Annotated in this window: 20 protein-coding genes; 13 read left to right on the forward strand and 7 right to left on the reverse strand. The window is 65.1% G+C overall.

Annotation, left to right across the window (positions count from 1 at the left end):
- Nucleotides 1-3: 3 nt before the first annotated feature.
- From ACIHA7_RS07400 to ACIHA7_RS07410, 3 genes are read right to left on the reverse strand one after another with little or no spacing between them, the layout of a single operon-like run.
- A complete protein-coding gene (locus ACIHA7_RS07400) occupies nucleotides 4-1,077 on the reverse strand; it encodes an enediyne biosynthesis protein (protein WP_397286661.1) in 1,074 nt (357 codons plus the stop codon).
- Nucleotides 1,074-3,053, reverse strand: a complete 1,980-nt coding sequence (locus tag ACIHA7_RS07405; RefSeq protein WP_397286663.1) for a CRTAC1 family protein — start codon at nucleotides 3,051-3,053, stop codon at nucleotides 1,074-1,076. Before ACIHA7_RS07405 ends, ACIHA7_RS07400 begins: the two co-directional genes overlap by 4 nt.
- On the reverse strand, nucleotides 3,050-4,075 hold the full coding sequence (locus tag ACIHA7_RS07410; protein ID WP_397286665.1) for a DUF1702 family protein: 1,026 nt from the start codon (nucleotides 4,073-4,075) through the stop codon (nucleotides 3,050-3,052). The genes ACIHA7_RS07405 and ACIHA7_RS07410 overlap by 4 nt, the downstream gene beginning before the upstream one ends.
- A gap of 500 nt (nucleotides 4,076-4,575) precedes the next feature.
- Here ACIHA7_RS07410 and ACIHA7_RS07415 point away from each other — a divergent pair, with 500 nt between their 5' ends.
- From ACIHA7_RS07415 to ACIHA7_RS07450, 8 genes are all read left to right on the forward strand, one after another.
- Nucleotides 4,576-5,316: a helix-turn-helix domain-containing protein gene (locus ACIHA7_RS07415; RefSeq protein WP_397286667.1), complete on the forward strand. Its 741-nt coding sequence runs from the start codon at nucleotides 4,576-4,578 to the stop codon at nucleotides 5,314-5,316.
- Nucleotides 5,317-5,568: 252 nt separating this feature from the next.
- Nucleotides 5,569-7,215, forward strand: a complete 1,647-nt coding sequence (locus ACIHA7_RS07420) for an MFS transporter (protein ID WP_397286669.1) — start codon at nucleotides 5,569-5,571, stop codon at nucleotides 7,213-7,215.
- A 522-nt stretch (nucleotides 7,216-7,737) separates the two neighbouring features.
- A complete protein-coding gene (locus ACIHA7_RS07425; RefSeq protein ID WP_397286671.1) occupies nucleotides 7,738-8,919 on the forward strand; it encodes an acyl-CoA dehydrogenase family protein in 1,182 nt (393 codons plus the stop codon).
- Nucleotides 8,920-8,958: 39 nt separating this feature from the next.
- Nucleotides 8,959-10,188, forward strand: coding sequence for a Tm-1-like ATP-binding domain-containing protein (locus ACIHA7_RS07430; RefSeq protein ID WP_397288675.1), 1,230 nt, complete (start codon nucleotides 8,959-8,961; stop codon nucleotides 10,186-10,188).
- On the forward strand, nucleotides 10,178-11,008 hold the full coding sequence (locus ACIHA7_RS07435) for a phosphoenolpyruvate hydrolase family protein (RefSeq protein ID WP_397286673.1): 831 nt from the start codon (nucleotides 10,178-10,180) through the stop codon (nucleotides 11,006-11,008). Before ACIHA7_RS07430 ends, ACIHA7_RS07435 begins: the two co-directional genes overlap by 11 nt.
- A 40-nt stretch (nucleotides 11,009-11,048) precedes the next feature.
- On the forward strand, nucleotides 11,049-11,459 hold the full coding sequence (locus ACIHA7_RS07440; protein WP_397286675.1) for a cupin domain-containing protein: 411 nt from the start codon (nucleotides 11,049-11,051) through the stop codon (nucleotides 11,457-11,459).
- Between the two features lie 120 nt (nucleotides 11,460-11,579).
- Nucleotides 11,580-13,256 (forward strand): hypothetical protein, encoded by a 1,677-nt coding sequence (locus tag ACIHA7_RS07445; protein WP_397286677.1) that lies wholly within the window; start codon nucleotides 11,580-11,582, stop codon nucleotides 13,254-13,256.
- A gap of 466 nt (nucleotides 13,257-13,722) precedes the next feature.
- Complete coding sequence (locus ACIHA7_RS07450) at nucleotides 13,723-14,406, forward strand: CAP domain-containing protein (protein WP_397286679.1); 684 nt, start codon at nucleotides 13,723-13,725, stop codon at nucleotides 14,404-14,406.
- Nucleotides 14,407-14,634: 228 nt separating this feature from the next.
- On the opposite strand, the gene ACIHA7_RS07455 is transcribed toward ACIHA7_RS07450, so the two are convergent.
- Nucleotides 14,635-15,048, reverse strand: a complete 414-nt coding sequence (locus tag ACIHA7_RS07455; protein ID WP_397286681.1) for a nuclear transport factor 2 family protein — start codon at nucleotides 15,046-15,048, stop codon at nucleotides 14,635-14,637.
- Between the two features lie 422 nt (nucleotides 15,049-15,470).
- Between ACIHA7_RS07455 and ACIHA7_RS07460 the strand changes: the two genes are divergently transcribed.
- Both ACIHA7_RS07460 and ACIHA7_RS07465 read left to right on the forward strand, forming a co-directional pair.
- Nucleotides 15,471-15,827 (forward strand): nitroreductase/quinone reductase family protein, encoded by a 357-nt coding sequence (locus tag ACIHA7_RS07460; RefSeq protein ID WP_397286683.1) that lies wholly within the window; start codon nucleotides 15,471-15,473, stop codon nucleotides 15,825-15,827.
- A gap of 47 nt (nucleotides 15,828-15,874) precedes the next feature.
- A complete protein-coding gene (locus tag ACIHA7_RS07465; RefSeq protein WP_397286685.1) occupies nucleotides 15,875-16,432 on the forward strand; it encodes a GNAT family N-acetyltransferase in 558 nt (185 codons plus the stop codon).
- On the opposite strand, the gene ACIHA7_RS07470 is transcribed toward ACIHA7_RS07465, so the two are convergent.
- Nucleotides 16,429-16,851, reverse strand: a complete 423-nt coding sequence (locus ACIHA7_RS07470; RefSeq protein ID WP_397286687.1) for a hypothetical protein — start codon at nucleotides 16,849-16,851, stop codon at nucleotides 16,429-16,431. The genes ACIHA7_RS07465 and ACIHA7_RS07470 overlap by 4 nt on opposite strands.
- Nucleotides 16,852-17,140: 289 nt before the next feature.
- Here ACIHA7_RS07470 and ACIHA7_RS07475 point away from each other — a divergent pair, with 289 nt between their 5' ends.
- The 3 genes from ACIHA7_RS07475 to ACIHA7_RS07485 all read left to right on the forward strand — a co-directional run bounded on the left by ACIHA7_RS07475 (nucleotide 17,141) and on the right by ACIHA7_RS07485 (nucleotide 20,729).
- On the forward strand, nucleotides 17,141-17,545 hold the full coding sequence (locus ACIHA7_RS07475) for a VOC family protein (RefSeq protein WP_397286689.1): 405 nt from the start codon (nucleotides 17,141-17,143) through the stop codon (nucleotides 17,543-17,545).
- Between the two features lie 241 nt (nucleotides 17,546-17,786).
- Nucleotides 17,787-18,923, forward strand: a complete 1,137-nt coding sequence (locus tag ACIHA7_RS07480; protein WP_397286691.1) for an alkaline phosphatase PhoX — start codon at nucleotides 17,787-17,789, stop codon at nucleotides 18,921-18,923.
- A gap of 453 nt (nucleotides 18,924-19,376) precedes the next feature.
- Nucleotides 19,377-20,729 carry a cytochrome P450 gene (locus ACIHA7_RS07485; protein WP_397286693.1) on the forward strand — a complete coding sequence of 451 codons (1,353 nt, stop codon included), beginning with the start codon at nucleotides 19,377-19,379 and terminating at the stop codon, nucleotides 20,727-20,729.
- A 199-nt stretch (nucleotides 20,730-20,928) separates the two neighbouring features.
- Here the strand turns inward: ACIHA7_RS07485 and ACIHA7_RS07490 are convergent, their stop codons facing one another.
- Entirely contained in the window at nucleotides 20,929-21,156 is a 228-nt protein-coding gene (locus ACIHA7_RS07490) for a hypothetical protein (RefSeq protein WP_397286695.1), read from the reverse strand.
- Nucleotides 21,157-21,213: 57 nt separating this feature from the next.
- On the reverse strand, nucleotides 21,214-21,660 hold the full coding sequence (locus tag ACIHA7_RS07495) for a hypothetical protein (RefSeq protein ID WP_397286697.1): 447 nt from the start codon (nucleotides 21,658-21,660) through the stop codon (nucleotides 21,214-21,216).
- Between the last annotated feature and the right edge of the window lie 94 nt (nucleotides 21,661-21,754).

Consider the following 21,754-nt stretch of genomic DNA (forward strand, 5'->3'; position numbering starts at 1 on the left):
CGGTCATGCTCGCTGGATGGTGGGGCCGGGGGACAGCACGGGCACGTGTTCGGTGCTTCGGCGTTCAGCGGCACGGGCTTTGGCAGCCTTCGTCCAGGAGGCAACCCAGGCATAGCTGCCCCGGATCGCGCAGACGATCGTGACGGCGAAGAACAAGGTGTAGACGACGTCGAAGACCATCAGCAGTCCGTACACGGTGGCGGCCGACGCGCCGAACATGAATTGGGCTCGGGCCGGGAACGGTGTCGTGCCGGGGTCGGTGATCATGTAGTTGGTGAACAGGATGAACGCGGTGCCGGTCATCGTGCCGAGCGCGGCGACCAGGGCGACGTCGAACAGTTCGTGCCGGACCAGGGCCTGGATCACGAACCCACCGAGCCAGCCGATGATCAGCGGCACGCGGCGCACCAGGGTTGCGTTGATCACCGTGCCCGCGACGAGCAAGACGAGCGGGACCGCTATCCGGAACATCGTGTTGATGTTCTCGCCGAATTCGTAGGGCGGCGCGATGCTGATCCAGGTGCTGAAGCACAGCAGCGCCACGGTTATCCCGAAGTTGGACGGGTTCATGAAATGGCGCATCCGTCCGGCGAACGGGGCCTGGAATACGTACTTGCTGGTGATCGCGACCGCTACGGCGAACAGGACCGGCCAGAATTGGTTATTGGCGTAGAGCAGCATGTTCACCGCCAGGGCGGTGATGTGGGCCGGTAGGAGGAACTCGTACACACCGCGGGCGCCGCGACCCAGGAATCGTGGTGACGTGTTGCGCGCCCACGCGGCGATCATCTCGAAAGCCAGGTCGATCGCGTACGCCGACAAGACCGCCAGAATCGGCCATAGCGGTGGCTGTTCGAAGCCGAGGATGGTGTAGCCGACGATATTGAGCACGGTGAGCGAGAGGGCAAAATTCCGCAGTGCCAGATAGCGCACATCTCTTTTGGCCGGTTCGGTGGGCGGCGGGGCACCGTTGGTGGTGGGCGGTGCGGTGGCGGTCGCGCCGTTGCCGCCGGGCGGTGCGCCCACGGTCGCGGACGGCTGATCGCGAAGGCTGTGTTTGCGGTTGAGCAGAGTCATGGTTTCGTGATCCCCTCGGCGATCTCGGTGGCCGTATCGGTCAGCATCAGCGCGTGCGTGCCAGGCGCCAGCTGGAGTGTCTGGATATGACGGGCACCGGCGGTGTCGAGCCACTCGATCTCGGCCGCGACCGGGGTGCTGGCGGCGCCGAGTCCGAAGTGCACGTCGAAGCTGCGTTTGCCGCTGTGGCCGCTGCCGCCGTCGAGCTGGCTGCGCGTGGTCCTGCCGTCGGCGGTGCGCACCGTGACGACCGCGTTGTAGGCAGGTTGTCCGGCGACGGTCGCGGTGGTATCGGCGGCGGGGTGGGCCGGTCGGTACAGCCGCAACGTCAACGAGTTGCCCAGGTGCGGTGATTGATTCGCGAAGAACGCGGGCGGCCCCCATTGGCGGGCGACGGCGAAATCGAGGGTGCCGGTGCCGGTGGTGTCGCCGATGGCCACCCCGCGCGTCGGTATCGGCGCGTTGGTGCCGACCTGATCGGTGATGTCGACGTACTTGCCATTGCCGCCCTTGGCGAACAGCGCCATCGGGTGCCCGCCGGCGATGTCGTCGCCGGGGGTGACCCTCGGCCACATCCCGGGGTCGTGCAGCACGACGTCGTTGGTGGTCGCGAGCTCCTGCAGCCACGCCCACCGGTTGCCGCCGTCGCCTTGCACGAACCCGGAGGTCTGCAGCACGTCGAGGGTTCCGGAGTTGCGCAGATCGGCGGCCTTCATGTCCCATCCCCAGCCCGTCCAGGCCAGTCCGAGCTGTTGGGCTTGCTGCGAGAACGGAGCGTGTCCGGCAGCGAGTTCGCGACGCATGTCCTCGGGCGTGCTCGTGTTGTTGCGCCAGACGAAGTTGCTTTCCTGAATACCCCACGGGGTGGTGATATTGCTGACCACCATGTCGAATTGCCCGCGATCGTACATATCGACGAAATCGACGCCCATGCCTTTGAACGAGTCGTGGCCGAGCACGAAAGATTTGGGGTCGGTCCAGGTTCGGTTGCCCGTTGCCTTGGTGAATCGGATAGTGCCCGGCGTCGACCGGTTGTACAGCAGATGATCGCGGCCGAAGTCGTTGCCGACATAGAGTTCGGGCAGCAGATCACCGGTCAGGTCACCTGCGCCGAGCGACAAGGTCCAGCCGGTACTGTCGCCGAACGGGATCGCGCCCTTCTGCTCGACGTATTCCGGGCGTCCGGCGGCATCGTTGCCGTGCCACCGGAATACTCGCTCGCCCGCGGCGTTCTTCGCATTCGACAGCGAGTCGTTCATGACGACATCGGGACGCCCGTTCGGATCGAGGACACCGGAGTTCGGGAAATAGTTCCCGAAGACGATGTCCGGATGGCCGTCGCCGTCGAAGTCGGCGATCGACACGGAATTGGTGTTCCACTGTTCGCCGTGGTACCGATCGCGCGTGTTCCCCGCCGGGATCACCTCGGTCGGTACATATTTCGGCGCCGGATCGGTGGCATCGGCCCGGTGCAGGAACATGATCGGTGTTCGTCCCCAGTAGTAGACGAGCAGATCCATTCCGCCGTCACCGTTGAAATCCCCTGGGGCGCAACCCATCGGTGCCATCGTCGAATCCATCGCGAGCGGGTCCGGCCGGAGCGCGAATGGCGTGAAGCGGTCGGCCTGCGGTGCGGTCGGGGTATAGGTGACGATCACCGAGTCGGTTCGGGTGTCGACGATGCACATGCCATCGGAGCGCCCGTTTCCGACCAGATCGTTGACGGCGATCGAAGCACCGACCGACGAGATCCAGGAGCGAATGTTCTGATAGGCCGGGTTCACCTCGCGCACGGATTTCATCGGCAATTGGTCGTATCCGGGCGGCATTGCGATCGCCATGGACTCGAGCTTGTAGTCCTGCGCCACTGTCTCCGGATCGTCGGTGGCGACCTGTGCCTGCGCGACCAGGAAGGCGGACACCAGCAGCACCACCGCGGCGATCGCGGGCGTCAGGGCTCTTATACGAGCGTTCATGATTCGGCCTTCGTGGTTGTTTCCGTGGCTGCGGAAGCGGTCGGGTCGGGCGGCTCGGCGGTCAGGCACCGTTGTCGAATCCGCTGTCGCCAGACCTCATAACCGGCGAGACCGTCGATCGTCGGCTCCGTCGGCCGAGTTTCGATCGCGATCTTGGCTGCGTCATCGACGGTCCTGCCGGTGAAAACATCTACGGCGGTAGCGGTATTCGGCTGCACGATCCGGGCGCGAGAGCGTGCTTCGGCGGCAAATATCGCGCCCTGACCGATGTCTTCGCGATAGGCCGAGGCATGCTCGCCCAACATGGCGAGTTCGCCCGCGGTGGCACCGCCCGCGTAGGTCGCCGCCAGGCCGAGGCCGGCGAACAGGTCCGCACGCCGGTCTGCGCGGAACTTGCCGATCATCGTGCACGCGGCTATCGGATCGGCGCCCGCGACGAACCACAGCGCGCGCCCGATCCCCTGATCGATCGCGTGCGGCACATAATCCGGGTGCCGAACCGACACGACGGGCGGGTTCGGATCCACATACTGCTGTTTCACGTAGCGATCGGTGTGGAAATAGGCCTGGTGAAACCCGTAGCCGTCCAAGGCGAGCCAGCTCAGCACCGGATCGGTCGCTCCGGTCAGCGCCGCTCGGTGCAGCGCTCGCGGGAGCCTGGCCAGTGCCCAGCCGACGCCGACATAGATCATGTAGAGGTGTTCGCCTGCCGCGGTGATGAAATCCGCTACGTGATGGCGGTGACCGATCGGCAGCCCGTCGCGAATCGCCATCGCCATTGCGGCGCCTTCAAACGCGAAACCTCTTCGCTTGCTTTCTATTTGAGATAAAATCGCCGCAGTCTCGGCGGCCGTGCCACGTTCAGCTCCTACCCCGAATCCTTCGATGAACGTCGCACCGGGCAGCTCCAGACACGCTGTGGCGTGTGGATTACGGGCAGGGAAGCCGCGAACCTGCAACGAAGCCTGCCGCGCGTCCGGCGTCAAGATCTTTCGGCGGAGCCCACCCAGAGCGGAGACCATCTGCAGCCCTCCTTCGCGAAACCTGTACTCAAGGTTCCCATCCGGCCGCGTCTGGGGCTTCTTCCTCGTTGCTCAATCTATAAAACGGAAGTATTCTACCGACCAGTTGCATAACATGAATCATGGTGGCGAACTGAGCCACCGTCGGGCACTCCGTTCGCCTGCCTCGCTGCATCGGGGCCATGGGGCTTGCGTCGGGGCTATGGATTAAGGGGGTACTCGGTAGTAATGCAACCGCCACTGCGGATTCGACGGCTGCACTCGCCGAGCGTTCATTCCGCAGTTGAGGGGCCACCGGCATTTCGTAATGACGCGCGGCCTTTGCGGCGACACCTGAATGGTTCGACCTCGGTGCCAGAGGCGGCCGGTCAGTTCCACATCAGCGGCAGCGGCCACGTTTCGTCGCACTAGCAAAGGCGCTATTTTGTAGCTATACCCGCAGCAGAACAGCTGCGGTTGGCTCATTTCTGCTGTCACCGGCTCAGGCATCGTGGATTGTTATGAGTTTGGGAGAGTTCGTGTCCGACCATATTGCTGACAGCATCAAGTACATGTGGGAAAACTGCGGGCAACAGGTTACCTTGGATGACCTCGCCGACGTCGCAAAATGCAGCAAGTTCTACTTCGTCAGACGGTTTCGCGCGGAAACCGGCTGGTCACCTGCCCGTTTCCTCGCCGCAATCCGTCTGGCGCGAAGCAAGAAGTTATTGGCGTCCACGTCGATGAGAGTTTCCGACATCTCCTATGCTGTCGGGTATCTCAGCTACGGTACGTTCACATCTCGGTTCACCGAAGCGGTCGGGCTGAGTCCTTCTCAGTATCGGCGCTACGTCCGCGGCGAGCAGGTCCCGTTGCGATGGTCCGAGCAGCATGAATGCGGCAGGGAACCTAGTATGCCGTTATTGTGTGGCAAACTGTCTGACCCGGCTGGATCAACAGGGAGCCGCAGGTACATGAGTATCTTCCCCGCAGCGAACCCGCTGACCTCGGCCGCTGCGTTATTGATTGTCGCAAACCAAGGAGCTTTCAGTTTGAGCTGCGTGCCACCCGGTAGATGGATTGCCCGTGCGATCGCGGTCTCGACCATCCGCGACGACAGAAATCGCCAGGTAACCCGAGACGTCCGCACAGGAATATGCGAGTTCCGGCTCCGGAAAAACGATCGACTCGAAATCGGTATCACCTTGACCGAGCGAACGATTCGGACCGCACCCTTCTTGCTTGCACTGCCGCAGCTTTGAATATCGGATTTTCACCGAGGTGAATTCAGCAACATCGTGCGTGCACGACCGTACGGCCCGGTCGTCACGGCCTCGATCAGCTCAACCATGCCGATACGCTATGACCACCGGCGTTTCGCGCCGTTTCGACTCCTCGACCGTGCGGGTCTCACTCCACCCCGCGGTTGTTACTCGTCGTGCCACCGCCGTTTTGGTACGCGGGTTCCGCTTTCATTTCATCCGCTGCCTGTGCGGTAAAGAACGGAGATATCCGTGTGTAGCCAAAGACATTTCGACTCATCGATCGAGCAATCCGGCGGCGGGCCTCGGAGGGCGCCTATTCGGCGGCGCACCCGCGCCTTCTGGTTCGGGCTCGCCGCAACAACTTTCGGCACCGCGCTGCACTTTCCGATGTACTGGGAGTCCAGGCACATGGGTTATCACATGGCCGACATGCCCATGGATACCTCGATGATCGTAGGCATGGTGCTGATCGTCGTCGGCCTCGCGGTCACCGCATACGGTCTCGTTCCTGTTGGGGCACAGCGTGATCAGGTGGCAAACCTGCGGGTGCGCGCGCTCGACGACGCCCCGATTAATCGCGTGCACGTGATTCTGCTGCTGGTGATGGCCGCGGCGATCACCATCGACGTCATGAAGCCGACCACGCTGGCGTTCGTCGTGCCCGGGGTCGCCAAGGAGTACGGCTTGCGGACCGCGACCAATCCCGACGGCGGTCTGCCCGCCGCGCTGCTGCCCCTCGCGGGCATCACCGGCACGGTGATCGGCTCGTTCATCTGGGGCTGGCTCAGCGACAAAATCGGCCGCAAGGCGGCGATTCTGCTGGCCGGGGTGTTCTTCGTGGCCACCTCGGTGTGCGGCGCGATGCCGAGTTTCGAGCTGAATCTGCTGATGTGCCTGATCATGGGCATGAGCGCGGGCGGCATGCTGCCGATCGCGTTCACCCTGCTCGCCGAGACGATTCCGGCCCGGCATCGCGGCTGGCTGATGGTGCTGATCGGTGGCGACATCGCCGGCGCCTACATCATCACCAGTTGGCTGTCGGCCACCGTCGGCGACAGCTACGGCTGGCGGGTGATGTGGTTGATCGGGTTCCCGACCGGTCTGCTGACCATTCTGCTCACCCGATGGATTCCGGAGTCGCCGCGCTTCCTGCTCGCGCTCGGCCGCCGCCGGGAGGCCGAGCAGGTGCTGCGGGTCTACAACGCGTCCATCACCGAGGTCGAAAATTCCGAGCTGACAATCGAATCCGGTGTCAAGGGGGGATACCGCCGCCTCGTGCAGGCGCCGTTCGGCGGGATCACCACCGTGCTGGTGTTGGTCGGTCTCGGCGTCGGCCTGGTTGTTTACGGCTTCCAGCTCTGGCTGCCGACCAACCTGCGCCAACTCGGGTACAGCGGCGTCTCGGCCGATCAGATCCTGCGCGACTCCGCGCTGATCGGCTTCCCGCTCAATTTTCTGGTCGCCTACTGCTATCACCGTTCGTCGAAATGGACGATGGTGATACTCAGTGCGCTGCTTGCGGTTTCACTGTTCGGGTTCGTCGCGCTCGGCGACGGCATCGCAGACAACAAGCTGCTGCTGTACGCGCTGCTCATCCCACCGATCTGGGGCGCGAGCTCGGTGGTCGCGGTACTCGTCGCCTACGGCGCCGAGGTGTATCCGACGCGAATACGTTCCCGCGGCACCGGTTTGGCGGCGGGCATGAGCAAGGCGGGCGGCATCATCGTGCTCGCGCTGGTGGTCCTCGCCGTTGCGGCGCCGTCGATTTCGATGACCGCGCTCGTCAGCGCCGTCCCGATGACCATCGCGGCCGCGGCGGGCATCGCCTTCCTGGTCGAGACGCGCCGCCGCTCGCTGGAGGAGATCACCGCCGAGGAACTACGTGTTATCGCCTGACGCGGTTACGGGTAGACGTGCAGCCAACCGACCCGCAACAGCCATGTTGCGACGCCGCAGAGCGCGACGTAGACGAGCAGCCAGGCGAGCATGGAGAGGTACCTTCTCATTCTGTCTCCCGTCCCGACGGCGAGTCAGCTCCGAATCGATGAAATCTGTCAGCTCATGCACCCAGCGCAGTGGACGCGACCGCGATTTTGTCGTGTGGCCAGATATGTTGTGGCACCGATGTATTGGACCTCTGCCGAGCGCAGAACATCGCGATGCCGATCAGGATAGCAACGGAGAACCGAGCTCACGACGGATTCGACTTCCCAGGTCCAACCGCCTGAACGGGGTGCAGACCGAGATCGCCTAGCTGAGCTGGTTCGCGGACCTCCGCGGCCATACCCAGATCCGCTGAGCCGACCACGCACGTTGCGCGGGAGAGGTTCGCATCGGAGAGTGGTGGTTGGCGCGCAAGAGTGACCGGGGTCGCCAAAGGTGCCGCCGCACTGTGTCTTCGAATCCAGGAGGAAGCGTGTGACAGCCTCGGCTCGGCTACACATCAGCGAAGAGTTCCCTGCGCTGCTGGAACGGATCGACGCGCTCGGTGCGTCCGTCGAAGCGAACGCCGAAGCGGCCGACGAACTCGGCAGACTCACCGCGGACACCGCGAAGTCGTTGCTGGGCGCGGGAATCGTCCGGGCGGGTCTGCCGGAGAATCTCGGCGGTTACGAATTCGCCCCGCGTCAGTTGATTCGCACGATCGAGCGGCTCAGCTACCACGACGCCTCGGCAGGCTGGACGATGATGGCGCTGCAGATGATGACCGGCACCACCGCGGCCTATCTCGGTGCCGTTGCGGCCGCTGATCTGTTCCCCGATGTCGCGAGCGGTGATCATGCCTTGCTGTCCGGCCACGGCACCCGACCCGGCCGGGCCGTCCCGGTGGACGGCGGCTACCTGGTCAGCGGGGAATGGCAGTTCGCCTCCGGCATGGCGCTGGCCACCCACATCCACAGTGCGATTCAGGTCGAGGGCACCGGCGAGGCCCGAATACTGACGATGCCCAAGTCGCAGGTGCATCTCGTCGACAATTGGGACGTGCTCGGCCTCCGCGCGACGAGCAGCATCGACTATCACTGCACCGATGTCTTCGTGCCGGAGCCGTACACCTATCGCGCGACCACGATGGACCCCGCCAACGGCGGCGCGATCTATCGCATCGGCATCGTGAACATGTCCGCGATCGTGCACACCGGCTGGGCGCTCGGTGTCGGCCGACGGCTGCTCGACGAATTGAAGCGCTACGCTTCGACGAGGTCGGGCACGTTCAATGCCGCCGTCGACACCGCGCAGTTCCACGCCGAGTACGCGGTCGCCGAAGCCAAGCTGCGCGCGGCCCGCGCGTGGGTGCTGCAGGCCTGGCAGGGCATCGAAGAAACGCTTGCCGCGGGTGAGTGGCTGAGCACCGAACAGGAGACCGTGATCCGGCTGGTGCTCAACCACACGACGTGGACCGTGCACGACATCGGCCGGACGGTGCACCGCTGGGCGGCGACGACCGCGATCCGGCGCGGTCCGATCGAACGGTTTCTGCGGGATCTCGGCACCGGCACCCAGCACATCACCTCGGGCCCGGTGGTCCTGCAGAATTGCGGGAAGTGGCTCAGTGGCGCACATCCCGAAGCGCACTGGGAGTTCCTCGACCTGGTGGAGTGAGCACCGGATCATGAGATCAAGGAGCGACACGTGGCCATCATGCTGGTGGGAACCTTCGACACCAAGGGGGAGGAGTATGCGTACGTCCGTGACCTGATTGCCGAGTGCGGCAAGGACGTGGTGCTGGTCGACACCGGCGTCCTGGGGGCCTCATCCCTCGTCGCCGACGTGGACGCGTCAGCGGTCGCCGCCGCGGCGGGCGCCGAGCTGGCGGAGCTCAGACGCCGGCGCGACCGTGGTGCCGCCCTTGAGGTGATGGCGGCCGGCGCCGCTACCATCGCAGAGCGCTTGTTCGCGCAGGGTCGGCTCAGCGGTGTGCTCGCCCTCGGTGGCAGCGGAGGTTCCGCGATCGCCGCGACGGTCATGCAAGCGTTGCCGGTCGGCCTGCCGAAGCTGCTGGTCTCGACCATGGCCGGTGGGGACGTCGCGCCCTATGTCGGGACGACCGACGTGACGCTGATGTACAGCGTCGTCGACGTGGCGGGGATCAACTCGATCTCCCGCCAGGTGCTGGGTAACGCCGCGGCTGCGATAGCGGGAATGGCCGGCGCTTACGCGAGCAGGCGGTCGAATCATGCTGGGGCACAGGACAAGCCGCTCATCGCCGCCACAATGTTCGGCGTCACCACCCCCGCCGTGGATGCCGCTCGACGCCGGTTGGCGGAGCTGGGGTACGAGGTGCTGGTATTTCATGCCACCGGCTCCGGCGGTCGCACCATGGAGAATCTGGTCGCCGACGGTCACTTCGTCGGTGTGCTCGACCTCACCACCACGGAGCTCGCCGACGAGCTCGTCGGCGGGGTGTTGTCCGCCGGGCCCGATCGGCTCACCGCGGCGGCGAAGGCGGGCATTCCGCAGGTCGTCAGCCTCGGTGCCTTGGACATGGTCAACTTCGGGCCGAAGGACACCGTGCCGGAGCGGTTCCGCGAGCGGAACTTGCTCGTGCACAACGAGACAGTCACGTTGCTGCGGACGAGCGCCGTCGAAGCGGCCCGGATAGGTGACGTGCTCGGCCGGAAGCTGGCGGCGGCAACCGGACCCACCGCGTTGTACGTCCCCCGCGGCGGACTGTCCGCGGTCGACGTGGACGGTGGGCCATTCTGGGATCCCGCGGCGGACGCGGCGTGCATCGACTCGATACTCGAAGCGGTGGCCGGAACCCAGGTCGAGGTGATCGACAGCGACCAGGACATCAACAGCCCGGCGTTCGCGACGGCGGCCGCCGAGCATCTGCACCGACTGATCAGGAGCGCACATCGTGAATCGTGAACAAGCTCTCGCCGGATTTCGCAGCCGACTCGAGGCCGGTCAGCCACTGATCGGCGCGGGCGCGGGCACCGGCCTGTCGGCCAAGTCCGCGGAGATGGGCGGGGCCGACCTCATCATCATCTACAACTCGGGACGGTTCAGGATGGCCGGTCGTGGCTCCCTGGCCGGCCTGATGCCCTATGGCGACGCCAACGCGATAGTGGTGGAGATGGCCGCCGAGGTGCTGCCCGTCGTGAAGCAGACCGCTGTCCTTGCCGGCGTCTGCGGCACCGATCCGTTCCGGCAGATGCCGCGGTTCCTCGATGAGATCCGCGCCATCGGATTCACCGGTGTACAGAACTTTCCCACCGTCGGTCTGATCGATGGTGTCTTCCGGGCGAATCTCGAGGAGACCGGTATGGGTTTCGATCTCGAAATCGAGATGATCCAGTTGGCAGCCGAGCGCGAGTTGCTCACCGCGCCGTACGTATTCGATGCGGAGCAAGCTACCGCGATGGCGCAGGCGGGCGCGGACCTCATCGTGCCGCACATGGGCCTGACGACCAAGGGCAGTATCGGCGCGACCACGGCGATCACGCTCGACGAGGCGGTGGTGCGGGTGCAGGAGATGCGTGATGCGGCCGCGGCCGTCGATCCCGGCATTCATGTGTTGTGTCACGGCGGTCCGATCGCGGAGCCCGACGACGTGCGCTACATCCTCGAGCGCACCAATGGCGTAGCGGGATTCTTCGGTGCGTCATCGATGGAGCGGCTGCCCACCGAGCGCGCCATCTCCGATCAGCTGCGCGCTTTCAAGGAAATCCCCACCAGCCACCAATGAATCGCGAAGTATCCCGTGCGGCCCGACCAAGGAGAGTCTTATGTACCGCGATCCGAACACTGTCGCGACAATGGTTTTCGGCTGGGGCTCGATCAAATGGCATGTCACGCCCGACACCGTCGACGGTGCGTCGTCGACGCTCGGCGAGGTGGTGATCAACCCGAACAAAGGCCATGATCGGCACGACCATCCCGACTCCGACGAAATTCTTTATGTCATCGACGGCGAGGGACGCCAAACTGTCGGTGACAGCGACGAATTCGCCATCAAGGCCGGCGACGCGGTATGGATTCCGCGCGGCACCTTGCACTCCACGTACAACACCGGGTGGCGCCCGCTACGGCTGGTGGCGACATACACTCCCGGCGGCGCCGAGGCCGCCCTGCGTGGTCTGCCGGATTTCGTCGAGCTCGCCCCGGGGGAGTTCCCGGTGTGGGCACAAGACTCGTGACCGCACGGCGGTAGGTTCGGGTCCGCCGATGGCCTGCGCCTAGCGTTCTGATCACCCACCGCTGCGTATCTGATTCGCGCCCATGGTTGCATGTGGGTGCGCAGGACGAGGTGGAGGATCATGGGATACGACTGCACATTGCATCTGGTTGACGAGGACGCGATCCGGGAGCAGTTCGTGCCCCGGCTGCTCGGGAGTGCCGCCGGGCCGACGGCGCTGGATCGGGTGCATTCGGGCGCGGAGGACCTCTGGCGGCAGGTACGGGAGCTGCTGCTGGGCACCGACGCGCGGGCGGCGGCGGAGGCCGTGTCCGTTGCGGCGGTGATGTTCAGCGCTTCGATGCTGCCGTATCGGTACGAGCGCGGGTTGGCGCTGAGCCTGGCGTTCGAAGCGGGGCGGGTGTTCCCCGACGCGGTGTTCGTACCGAAGGCCGAGTACGAGCCTGCCGGACTGTTCACCGAAGTTGTTGCGGCGCATCCGCAACTCGGCGGGCAGTTCTCGTCGGGATGGTTCAGCGGTAATTATTCGACGGGTCTGTATGTGCCCGCCAATCATGTCGCGGACGTGCTGGCGTGGGTGCAAGAGCAGCTCGGGCCGTTGACGAAAGGCGAGCAGCGTAAGTACCGGGGGATCGTGGCGACGCTGCGGGCGGCGGTCGACCGCAAGCTGGGGTATTGGGAGGCAACCGATCTCGCGGTGCCCGCGGCAGGTGAGTTCCCGGGAGATCCGGAGTTGATGTGGGCGCAGTACCTGGGCAACGATGGGACGCCGGCCGCCGCGGTAGAGACCGCGCCGCCCTCGCCGATCGCGAGCGTGCTCGATGACATCGTGGACGGATTCCTGCTGTCGCACAGCGATGGCCGGAATCCGCGGGTGGAGCTGTGGGATCTCGGGGTTTGGCCGCCGCGTTTGTCGTTGCAGCGCAACGAATTCTGGGTAGCGGCGGCCCGGTCGCCAGCCGGTGGATGGCTCGCGATGTCGACCGCCGACACGCAGGCGCGCCCGCGCGCGTTCGGGCCGATCCTGGTGGACGGCGCGGCGGATGCGCCGCGAGTGCTGCCGGCCAAGGGGCCGGGCGAGGCCGACCTCTACGCGCACGAGTGCCACTTCCTCGGCGCACGCCCCGTGGTGTTGCACGAGGTGAAGACGCATCTGCTGAGATTCGGCGGCTTGAATGTCGGTGACCCGCTGCCCGGTCCGCTGTGGCTCGCGGAATCGGGTGCGTGGGAGCAGATTCCCGGCATTCCGGATGCGGCGGTGGTGAAAAGTGTGCTCGGCGACGCCGCGCTTCCGATGACCGGGGCCGCTCGGCTGGCAGACGGCAGCACCGTATTGATCTGGAACGGAAACGGTTACGAGCTCGACGCGGGGGCCGCCGGCTGCGTCCGCACCTTCGAGATGGCCGCCGAGCGCTCGCACGTCGAGTTCACCTCGGTGCCCGCGGGGGACGACGGATTCTTTTATCTGTCCAATCGCGACCTGTACGAGATCCATCGCGGTGGTACGCCGATCCGGCACGTCGAAGCATGGACGAATGTGATGGCCGTGCGTCCGGGACCGGACGGCGGTCTGCTGCTGAAATTCGGTGAAAACGACGAGGGCGACGTCGGGGTTCTCTACTTTCCGGAGAACGGCACCTACATTTCGCTGCCGCCGGAGATGTTCGACGACAGGTCCAGCTACTCGGCGCTGTACTGGAGTCAGGCGGCGGACCGAATCGTGGTGGTCGGGGGCGGTTTTGTCGCCGTTTCGGTGGAAAGTGTGCTGGCGCGGCGGCGGTCGGCGGTGCCGGAGTAGTTTCGATCCTCGGATCCACCTAACGTGCGGCCGCCAATTGTTGCGATGGTCCGGCCGCGCTGATTCCGTGTGGTTTCAGGCTGGCCTTGACTCGGATTAACGAGACCTTACGCAGGTCGACCGTTTCGTTACCGGTCCCTACCCTTCGGTACTGATCGGTGGGTGGATCGATGCGGCTTCAACGCTGATCGGAAACGTGTACGGAGAATGGTGTACCTCCGTCGATTGTGCCAAATCCTCAGTGGGAGAAGCGGTGTCGATGAATTCAGGGTCGAATATGTGGCATAGGGTGCGGGCGTCTGCTGGTCGGCGGTCACGGGCGGTGTTGGGTGCGGTGTGTGTGGGCGCCGTCCTCGCGGGGAGTGCGCTGGCGGGTCCGGCGACCGCCGAACCGGACGAGCAGGCGACGGGGACCGTCGAGTCGCCGAATTGGCGTTTTCCGGTGAACTTGCGGTCAGGACCGAGCTTGCGGAGTTCGAAGGTCGGCCGGGTGCGCCACGGTGCGCGCGTGCGGATCGTGTGCACGACGCGTGGTGACCGGGTGACCGGCAGTTGGGGTGCTACCGACGTGTGGGATCGGCTCGACAGTGGTCGGTGGATCAGCGACGCTTTCGTCGACACCGGGACCGACGAGCCCGCGGCACCCGACTGTGCGGGCGGCGATCCCGAGCCCTCGAAGCCGGACGTGCCAACGAAACCGGAACCGGAGGAGCCGACAAAACCGGTCCCGGGCGAGGGCGCGACGGCCTGGGAGCAGCAGGTTCTCGACCTCACCAATGCCGAGCGAAGCAAGAAGGGGTGTCAGCCGCTACGACTGGATGAACGGCTGACCAAAGCCGCGCGCCTGCACAACCAGGAGATGCGAGACCGCAGGTATTTCAACCACATCAGTCCCGACCCCGGTCACCGCTACCCCGAGCACCGGGCCAAGGCACAGGGGTACCAGGCCGAGGTCACGGAAATCATTGCGCTGGGCGCGAGTTCGCCAAGGGAAGCCATGCAGGGCTGGATGAGCAGCTCGGGCCACCGCGAGGAACTGCTCAACTGCTCCTGGAAGTCGGTCGGCGTCGGTGCGCTACCAGGCACCGGTCGCGGCAATTCCTTGCTCGACACCGGGCCGTGGTGGACCCAGATGTTCGGGGCACGCTGAGCACCGCGGGTGCCCAGGTGCGAAGTACGCCAAGCCCGCGAACCGGCAGCCATCCTCGACAAGCTCACCTGAACCGCGGAGACCGCCGCCAGACCAGCACATCGGGTGGTGGCGGCTCGCCGGCGCCGCTTTGTCGCCCCCCGCCACGAGCACTCGCAGGATGCGAGTTTCCGCCCCGCCCTGAAAGACGAGGCGTCACGTCAGGTCCTCCGATAAAAACCGCCTGACTCAAGCAGGTCTCATGGTCGCCATCGTGCGCTCGATCTCCCAGAAGGCGCGCACGGCGAGGATCTTGCCCGCCTCATCGACCTTATAGATGAACACCCCCTCGGCGTCGATCACCTGACCGCCGGCATGGCTGCGGACCTTGCCGGTGTAGGCGACTTCGTTTCCGCAGGCGAAGGAGTCCTCGAACAGGAACTCGATCGACTCGTTGTGCGCGATGGCCTTGTCCCAGAACGCCGAGATGGCTTCGCGGCCCTGATGTCCGGCACCCGCCGGATCGAAATCCGAAGGGCCGACCGGGTCTTCGACGACGGCGTTCGCAGCGAACATATGCAGCCAGGCGTTCTTGTCCCGTGCCCGGACTGCGGCATGCAAGGCTTGGCTGGCGGTGCGCGCCGGGTGGGTTGCGGTGGTCATGGTGTCCTCCTGCTGTCGGGCGTCTCATGGGTGGTTGACCATGAGCGGCATAGTGGTTCGGGTGGTGTCACCACTGTGCAGGCTGTGCGAATAGCCCGCGTCGGTAGTTTTCGCCTATTCCCGCTGCCGAAGATGGCGTAGCAGGCAAAGATCGATACCACGACAGCGCCGCGCAAGAGCGACGCCAGAACAGTCGCCGATTATCGGTGCATGCCTGAAATCGCCTACGGCACTGCCCTATGTGGCTGTTGGTCGACGGCAGCATCATTGGTAACCACCGTGGCGGGTCCGTGCGACTCCCGCGTCGGTACTTCAGTTGAGGACCCGCGATGACTCGACAGCCGGAACGACTGCGCCGCAACGTAAATCGACTCAATAGACTTGTCACCCTGCTCCAGAAACGGGGTGTTGTTCTCTCGGACATGCACATCCTGAAGGTCGTCGGTCGACGCACCGGTGAGTTGCGTGAGGTGCCGGTCTCGGTGCTCCGGCTCGCCGGTGCACGGTATGTCTTCCAGGCGTATCCGAAGTCAGCCTGGGTGGCCAACGTCCGCGCCGCGTCGACGGTCACACTGGCCCGCGGCCGACGCTCTTCGATGGTGCGAATGGCGGAACTTCCTGTCGAAGAACGCCGTGCGCTACTGCGCGACCATGTCGCGAACAGCCCAACGAAACTCGACGAATGGTTCGTCAAGACCGGCCTGGTCGAGGAAGCCACACCAGCGGGCCTGGCCGCCGCAGCCGAGCGCATCGCCATCTTCCGCGTCGAACCCGCCTGACCGGGCGCCAAGACTGCGACGCCTCGGTAGGCCGATAATGCGTGCTTGTGAAGATCATCCTGTCTGTGCCGCAGGCCGGGGGTACGGCGGCGTTGCGGCTACGCCCATGGCGGTGCGACGACCTGCCGTCTTTGGTTGCCGCGCATCGTGATCCGGGTTTGCGCCGCTGGCTTGCCGGCCACCTGGTCGACGAAACCGCTGCCCGGAACTGGTTGGGCGCCCAAGCCGACGGGTGGATGGAGCGCACACGGTTCAGTTTTGCTGTAGTCATCGCCGATGACGATCACTCGCCTGTCGGCCATGTGGTGGTGAAAACGATTACCGCTGGGGTCGCCGAAGTCGGGTATTGGACCGCGGCCCACGCCCGCGGTCTGGGTATTGCTGCGCGTGCTGTCGAGACCGTGTCCCGGTGGGCCCTGGCCGAACAGAAAATGGTCCACCTGAACCAGTTGGAGCTGCTCCACGCACAGGGCAACCATGCCTCCTGCCGGGTAGCGAACAAGTGCGGCTTCACCTTGCAGGACGTGCTCCCCGCCGCACCACCCACCTTCCCCGGCGATGGGCATCGACACGTTCGTAAAGCAGATGAGCGCCCGAACTGTTAGCTGCCCAGCGCAGTCTCGCGCTGCTTCGGGGATACTGGTCCGCCTCGCCGGTCGTACCAGGCCTGAAATCCAGCGCCCAGCACCGCGACCACCCCGACCGGCAGGTAGTACGTGAAAGCGGCGAACACGGTATCGGTCGCGGGCAACGCGACGAGGGCACCGATCACCAGAACGCCGGCGACCACCCACGACAGACTGTGGGTGGCGCGCACCGCGGGCAGGACACAGAGCACAACCGGCACTGCCAGCAGCAAAGCCAGCCCGACTCCGTAGCGGGCGAATATCGACTCGCCGCATACGGTATCCATCTGCACGACCTCGCACGAAGAGATCTGGTGCAGCGGTTCGGACGCGACGAAGACCCCCCACGCAGCGGTCACTCCAGCCAGCAGCAACCAGACCACGCGCGACAGTCCCATGCGGCGATCATCGCATCAATTGACGGAATCCGAACGCCGACTCAGGCATCGGAGCTGTCGGTGGTCGCTGCACAAGCATGCGGGACAGAAAGGTGGTTGGCGCGTGGCTCGTCATCACCGTGCTGGACAGTCGTTTGTCGCCAGCCCTCCGCCGGGCTGATGTTCTTCGGGAGTCGGCGGAGGAATGCGCGAACTCGCGCTGCGGTGAAAGCGACTGCGGCGCGCGACTGGTGGGATGGATCGGTTGGACCATGGCGTTGGGGTGGATGTGTGGCCGGAACATTTGAGTGTGGGGGCGGTGCGCTTCGCCCGCCCTACGGCGCGGTTCGACGACGTGGCGACGTTCTATCGGGATGATCTCGGGCTGGCCGTGCTCGCGCAGTGGCGTGATCACGACGGATACGACGGGATCGTGTTCGGGCTGCCCGATGCTGAAGTGCAATTGGAGATCACACAGCACGGATCGCCACCGGTGATTCCGCCGCCGCATCCGGAGAATCAGTTGGTGCTGTATTTGCGGGGCGAACAGGCGCTGCGGGATGCGGTGGAACGGCTGAGTGGGCGCGGGCATCGGCCGGTCGTGCCCGCTAATCCGTATTGGGCGCGGGGCGGCGCGATACTGTTCGAGGATCCGGACGGGTGGCTTGTCGTGCTGACGCCGTGGGTATTCGGCGAAGGTCCGACGGCCGGGTGAGGCGTCGGCGAGTTCGTCGGTCTGCGCTGCGGACCGCAGTTCAGGCGTTGTTCCGTTGATCGACTTCTTGAAACGAGATGCACACCAACCCAATTCGGTAAACTGAATGTACCGTGTTCCACTCCTTTCGTACGACGGCTTGCCGCAGACGATCGAACTGCGGCGCCGATTGATGGGGTGACCGCACTACCGGCCGCACTGGCGCTCTGCCGGGCCGGATCAATCCGTGTTGGAGGTGCTCGTGGACCGTCGAAATTTCTTGCGGGTCAGCGTGATCGGCGGAGGGGGAGTGGCGCTCGGTGGGGCGGCGTGGCTCGAGGCCTTCAGTGCGGGCGCCGTCTCCGGCGAGTCGCCGTATGGTCCGCTGTCGAAGACGCCGGACGCCAACGGCGTATTCCTGCCCTCAGGCTTCACCAGCCGGATCGTCGCCCGCTCGGGACAGCGGGTGGCGGGATCGAGCTACACCTGGCATCCGGCCCCGGACGGCGGCGCCTGTTTCGCCGATGGCGCGGGGTGGATCTATGTGTCCAATAGCGAGGTCGACCGTACCGGCGGTGTCGGCGCGATCGTCTTCGGTGCGGACGGGGCGATCGTCGGCGCGCATCGCACGCTGTCGAATACCAACCGCAACTGCGCCGGCGGTGCCACGCCGTGGAATACGTGGCTGTCCTGCGAGGAGGTGGACAAGGGTGCGGTGTTCGAAACCGACCCGTGGGGTCGCAACACGGCTACCCGCAGACCGGCGATGGGACTGTTCACACACGAGGCGTGCGCGGCGGACCCGGATCGCAAGGTCATATATCTGACCGAGGACCGACGCGACGGCTGCTTCTACCGGTTCGTGCCGACCTCGTGGGGCGATCTGTCGAGCGGCAAACTCGAGGTGCTCGTCGAGACCTCGGGACAACTCAGCTGGAAACCGATCCCGGATCCGTCGGCACGATCCAGGCCGACTCGGCAGCAGGTGCGCGGGGCGAAGGTCTTCAACGGAGGCGAGGGGTGCTATTACGCCGCAGGTACGTGCTGGTTCACCACCAAAGGCGACAACAAGGTCTGGGCGTATGACGCGGCAGGCAACCAACTTTCGATCACCTACCAGCCTGGCAGCGGTGCACCACTGTCCGGGGTGGACAACGTGACCGGGGCGTCGAACAATGACCTGTTCATCGCCGAGGACGGTGGCGACATGCAGATCTGCCTCATCACCGCCGACGTCGTCGCCCCGTTCCTGCAAATCGCCGACTCGAGCGGATCGGAGATCGCAGGCCCCGCCTTCAACCCGGCAGGCGACCGACTCTATTTCTCCTCGCAGCGCGGCACCACGGGTTCGAGTAGCGGCGGCATCACCTACGAGGTGACCGGCCCCTTCCGCCGCTGAGCCCTGCTCGATCATGCGCGAAACCGGATCGGCTCGCGTCGATCCGGCGACGGGCTGTGATTTGTAGATCGCGGAGGCGACCAAACTCCTGCCAGCGTCGCGGTTCGCGAGTGGCCTCGGTTGAAGCCAAGGGCGGGGAGTCGCCCACCGTTCTCCGGGCGGACAGTGAAATTGGGCCGGTAGTGCGAAACAGATAGTGCGCCAAGCCTTATCGATTCAGACTACTTAGTGAACGTGCCTCCAGCGTAGGTGTTGCCGATCGGCAGAAGTGCACATGGCGATGCGGATTGCGTTGGTGGCCAATCAGTTCTGGAATCGCACTGGCACGGGAGGGATCTGGGCATGGACGAACTATCGGGAATGCGATTGCTACGAAGCGTGATTGGGCGAGTATCGAGCGGCTGGCCTGGCGCTACTGAAGGAGCTCGGTACGCCGCCGGGCAGGGCGATCCCGTGATCGCGGAGGCACCGCGTCGGTTACCTGTGCTGGGGCATCTGATTCCGCTGCTGCGCGATCCGCTGGGATTCATGGCGTCGCTGCCGGCCCACGGTGACCTGGTACGTATCGGACTCGGGCGGGCGACCGCGGTCGTGGTCTGCGATCCGGAACTGACGCGGCGAGTGCTGCTCAAGGACCGCATATTCGACAAGGGTGGGCCGCAATTCGACAGCGGGAGAGACCTGGTCGGCGAGGGTTTGGCGACGTGTCCGCATGCGAAACATCGCAGGCAGCGGCGTCTGCTGCAGCCGGCGTTTCACCCGAAGGGCATCACCGCGTACGCGCCGGTGATGGCGCACAAGATCTCCGAGATGGTCGACTCCTGGCAGGACGGTCAGGTCGTCGATGTCAAAGCACAACTACACACCATGGCGGCCCGCGTGATCGCGGCGACGCTGTTCGATCAGGCGCTCTCGGATTCGGACCAGGCGCGGCTGCTCCACGATGTCGAGACGGTCTTCGCCGGGGTTATCCGGCAGACCATGATGCCGGGGTGGATGCGCCGGCTGCCGATTCTGGGCAACAGCGCCTGCGCGCGAGCTGCCGCAGAGGCTCGCGCGATCCTCGCAGAGCTGGTGACAGCGCGCCGAGCCGAGGGAGTCGATCGTGGTGATCTGTTCTCGGCGTTGGTCTTTGCCCGCGACAGTGCGGGCGGCGGGCAGTTGACCGACGACGAGATCATCGATCAGGTCCTCACGTTCTTCTTCGCGGGCACCGACACGAGTGCCGCGACGTTGGCGTGGGCTTTGATCCTGCTCGACCAGCATCCCGAGATCGCCGCTCGGTTGTACGCCGAGGTGGACACCGTGCTGGCTGGACGGCCCGCCCATCATGCGGATCTGCCGTGCCTGCAGTTCACCGGCCAGGTGATCACCGAAACCTTGCGTCTGCGCCCACCCGGCTGGCTGCAGACTCGGACGGTGACCGAGGACACCGAACTCGGCGAGCACACCCTTGTTGCCGGTACCACCGTGGTCTACAGCTCGTATCTGATCCAACACCGGCCGGACCTGTATCCCGAACCCGAACGGTTCGACCCCGACCGATTCGATCCTGCCCGCAGCACGCCGCCGCCACGGAATGCGCTGCTGCCGTTCGCCGCCGGTGCCCGCAAATGCATCGGTGACAACTTCGCGATGACCGAGGCCACCCTGGCTCTGGCAACCATCGCTGCTCGCTGGCGGCTACAGACCGTTCCCGGCACCGACACCAGGCCTACCCCGGCCGTTGTTCCGCAACCTCGCCAGCTGCGGATGCACGCCACCGCCCGTGCACCACAGCCCGCCCAATCCACTCAGCTGACCTGAAACGCCGACCGAGCTGCCGTCGTACTCGCAATGAGCAGCCTATTGTCCGAGACCGCCGCGATCAGCACGGGCGCCGTGCCGGGTACCTCCCCGGCACGGCGACCACTGCCTCGGTTGCGACGATCACCGAGTCGTGACAGGCGAATCGCAGTGTGCCACCGACGATTCAGTTTCAGCCGGAGCCGACCAGTCGCCCGAATCAGCCGCCGGCCGAGCGGACCCACAGCTGCCAACCACTACCTTGCTGCCCGTAGACGCAGTCGGGCCAGGTGTCGGAGCTGCGGTATTTTTCCCCGGCGGCCACGCACTCCGCGTTGGTCTCGAATTGGTCGATGAACACGCCTTCGGCAGTCGCATTGCCTGCCGCCGCACCGAGAACGAGCATCGTTGCGGCACCGATTGCCAATGATCCCCATACTGTTCGCATGGCCGAGATCATGCCAGGGAGTACGACTCCACCGTTCCCGAACCGACGGGTCGGCACTCAAACCGGCTCGAGCAATGCGGATAGTCTGGCGATACGTCCGGCGGCGTCGAACTCGAAATGCAGGTAGTGGTCGTTCACCTCGTACCTGTCGAAGTTCGGTCCGGTGCGCTCCGGTTGCCCGAGCACAGCTGTGACTTCGGTCCGAGTTGCGTTGGGGGAGAGTCCTTCTAGCAAGTTGTCCGGCCGCGGGTACAGCCCGTAGGTCTCGTCCTCGCTGTCCGGTTGGGTCCGCACCATCGCCGATACCAGCAGCTCGTCTTCGAAGAGCAGCTCCGTCCCAGCACGGCGGAAGAGGTAGTACGTCGACTGCACCTCGCCCCAGTCGGCGTGTTCCACCTCCATTTCAGGACCGAGGAGGACGATCACGTCGAGGATCCGCTTGTCTCCTTGGCGAAGTCCGAGGACGTTCAGCATGGCGGCCATCTCACCCGTGACGATCGGCACTTCACTTCCTTCGATTCAGTTCGCGCGACTGGCCCACGGTCCACACCTCACAGTTCTCGCTCCCGCACCGACCCGCCTCGAGAATTCGCCCGGG

Origin of the sequence: Nocardia sp. NPDC052316, from assembly GCF_044547795.1 — a bacterium.
GTDB lineage: Bacteria > Actinomycetota > Actinomycetes > Mycobacteriales > Mycobacteriaceae > Nocardia.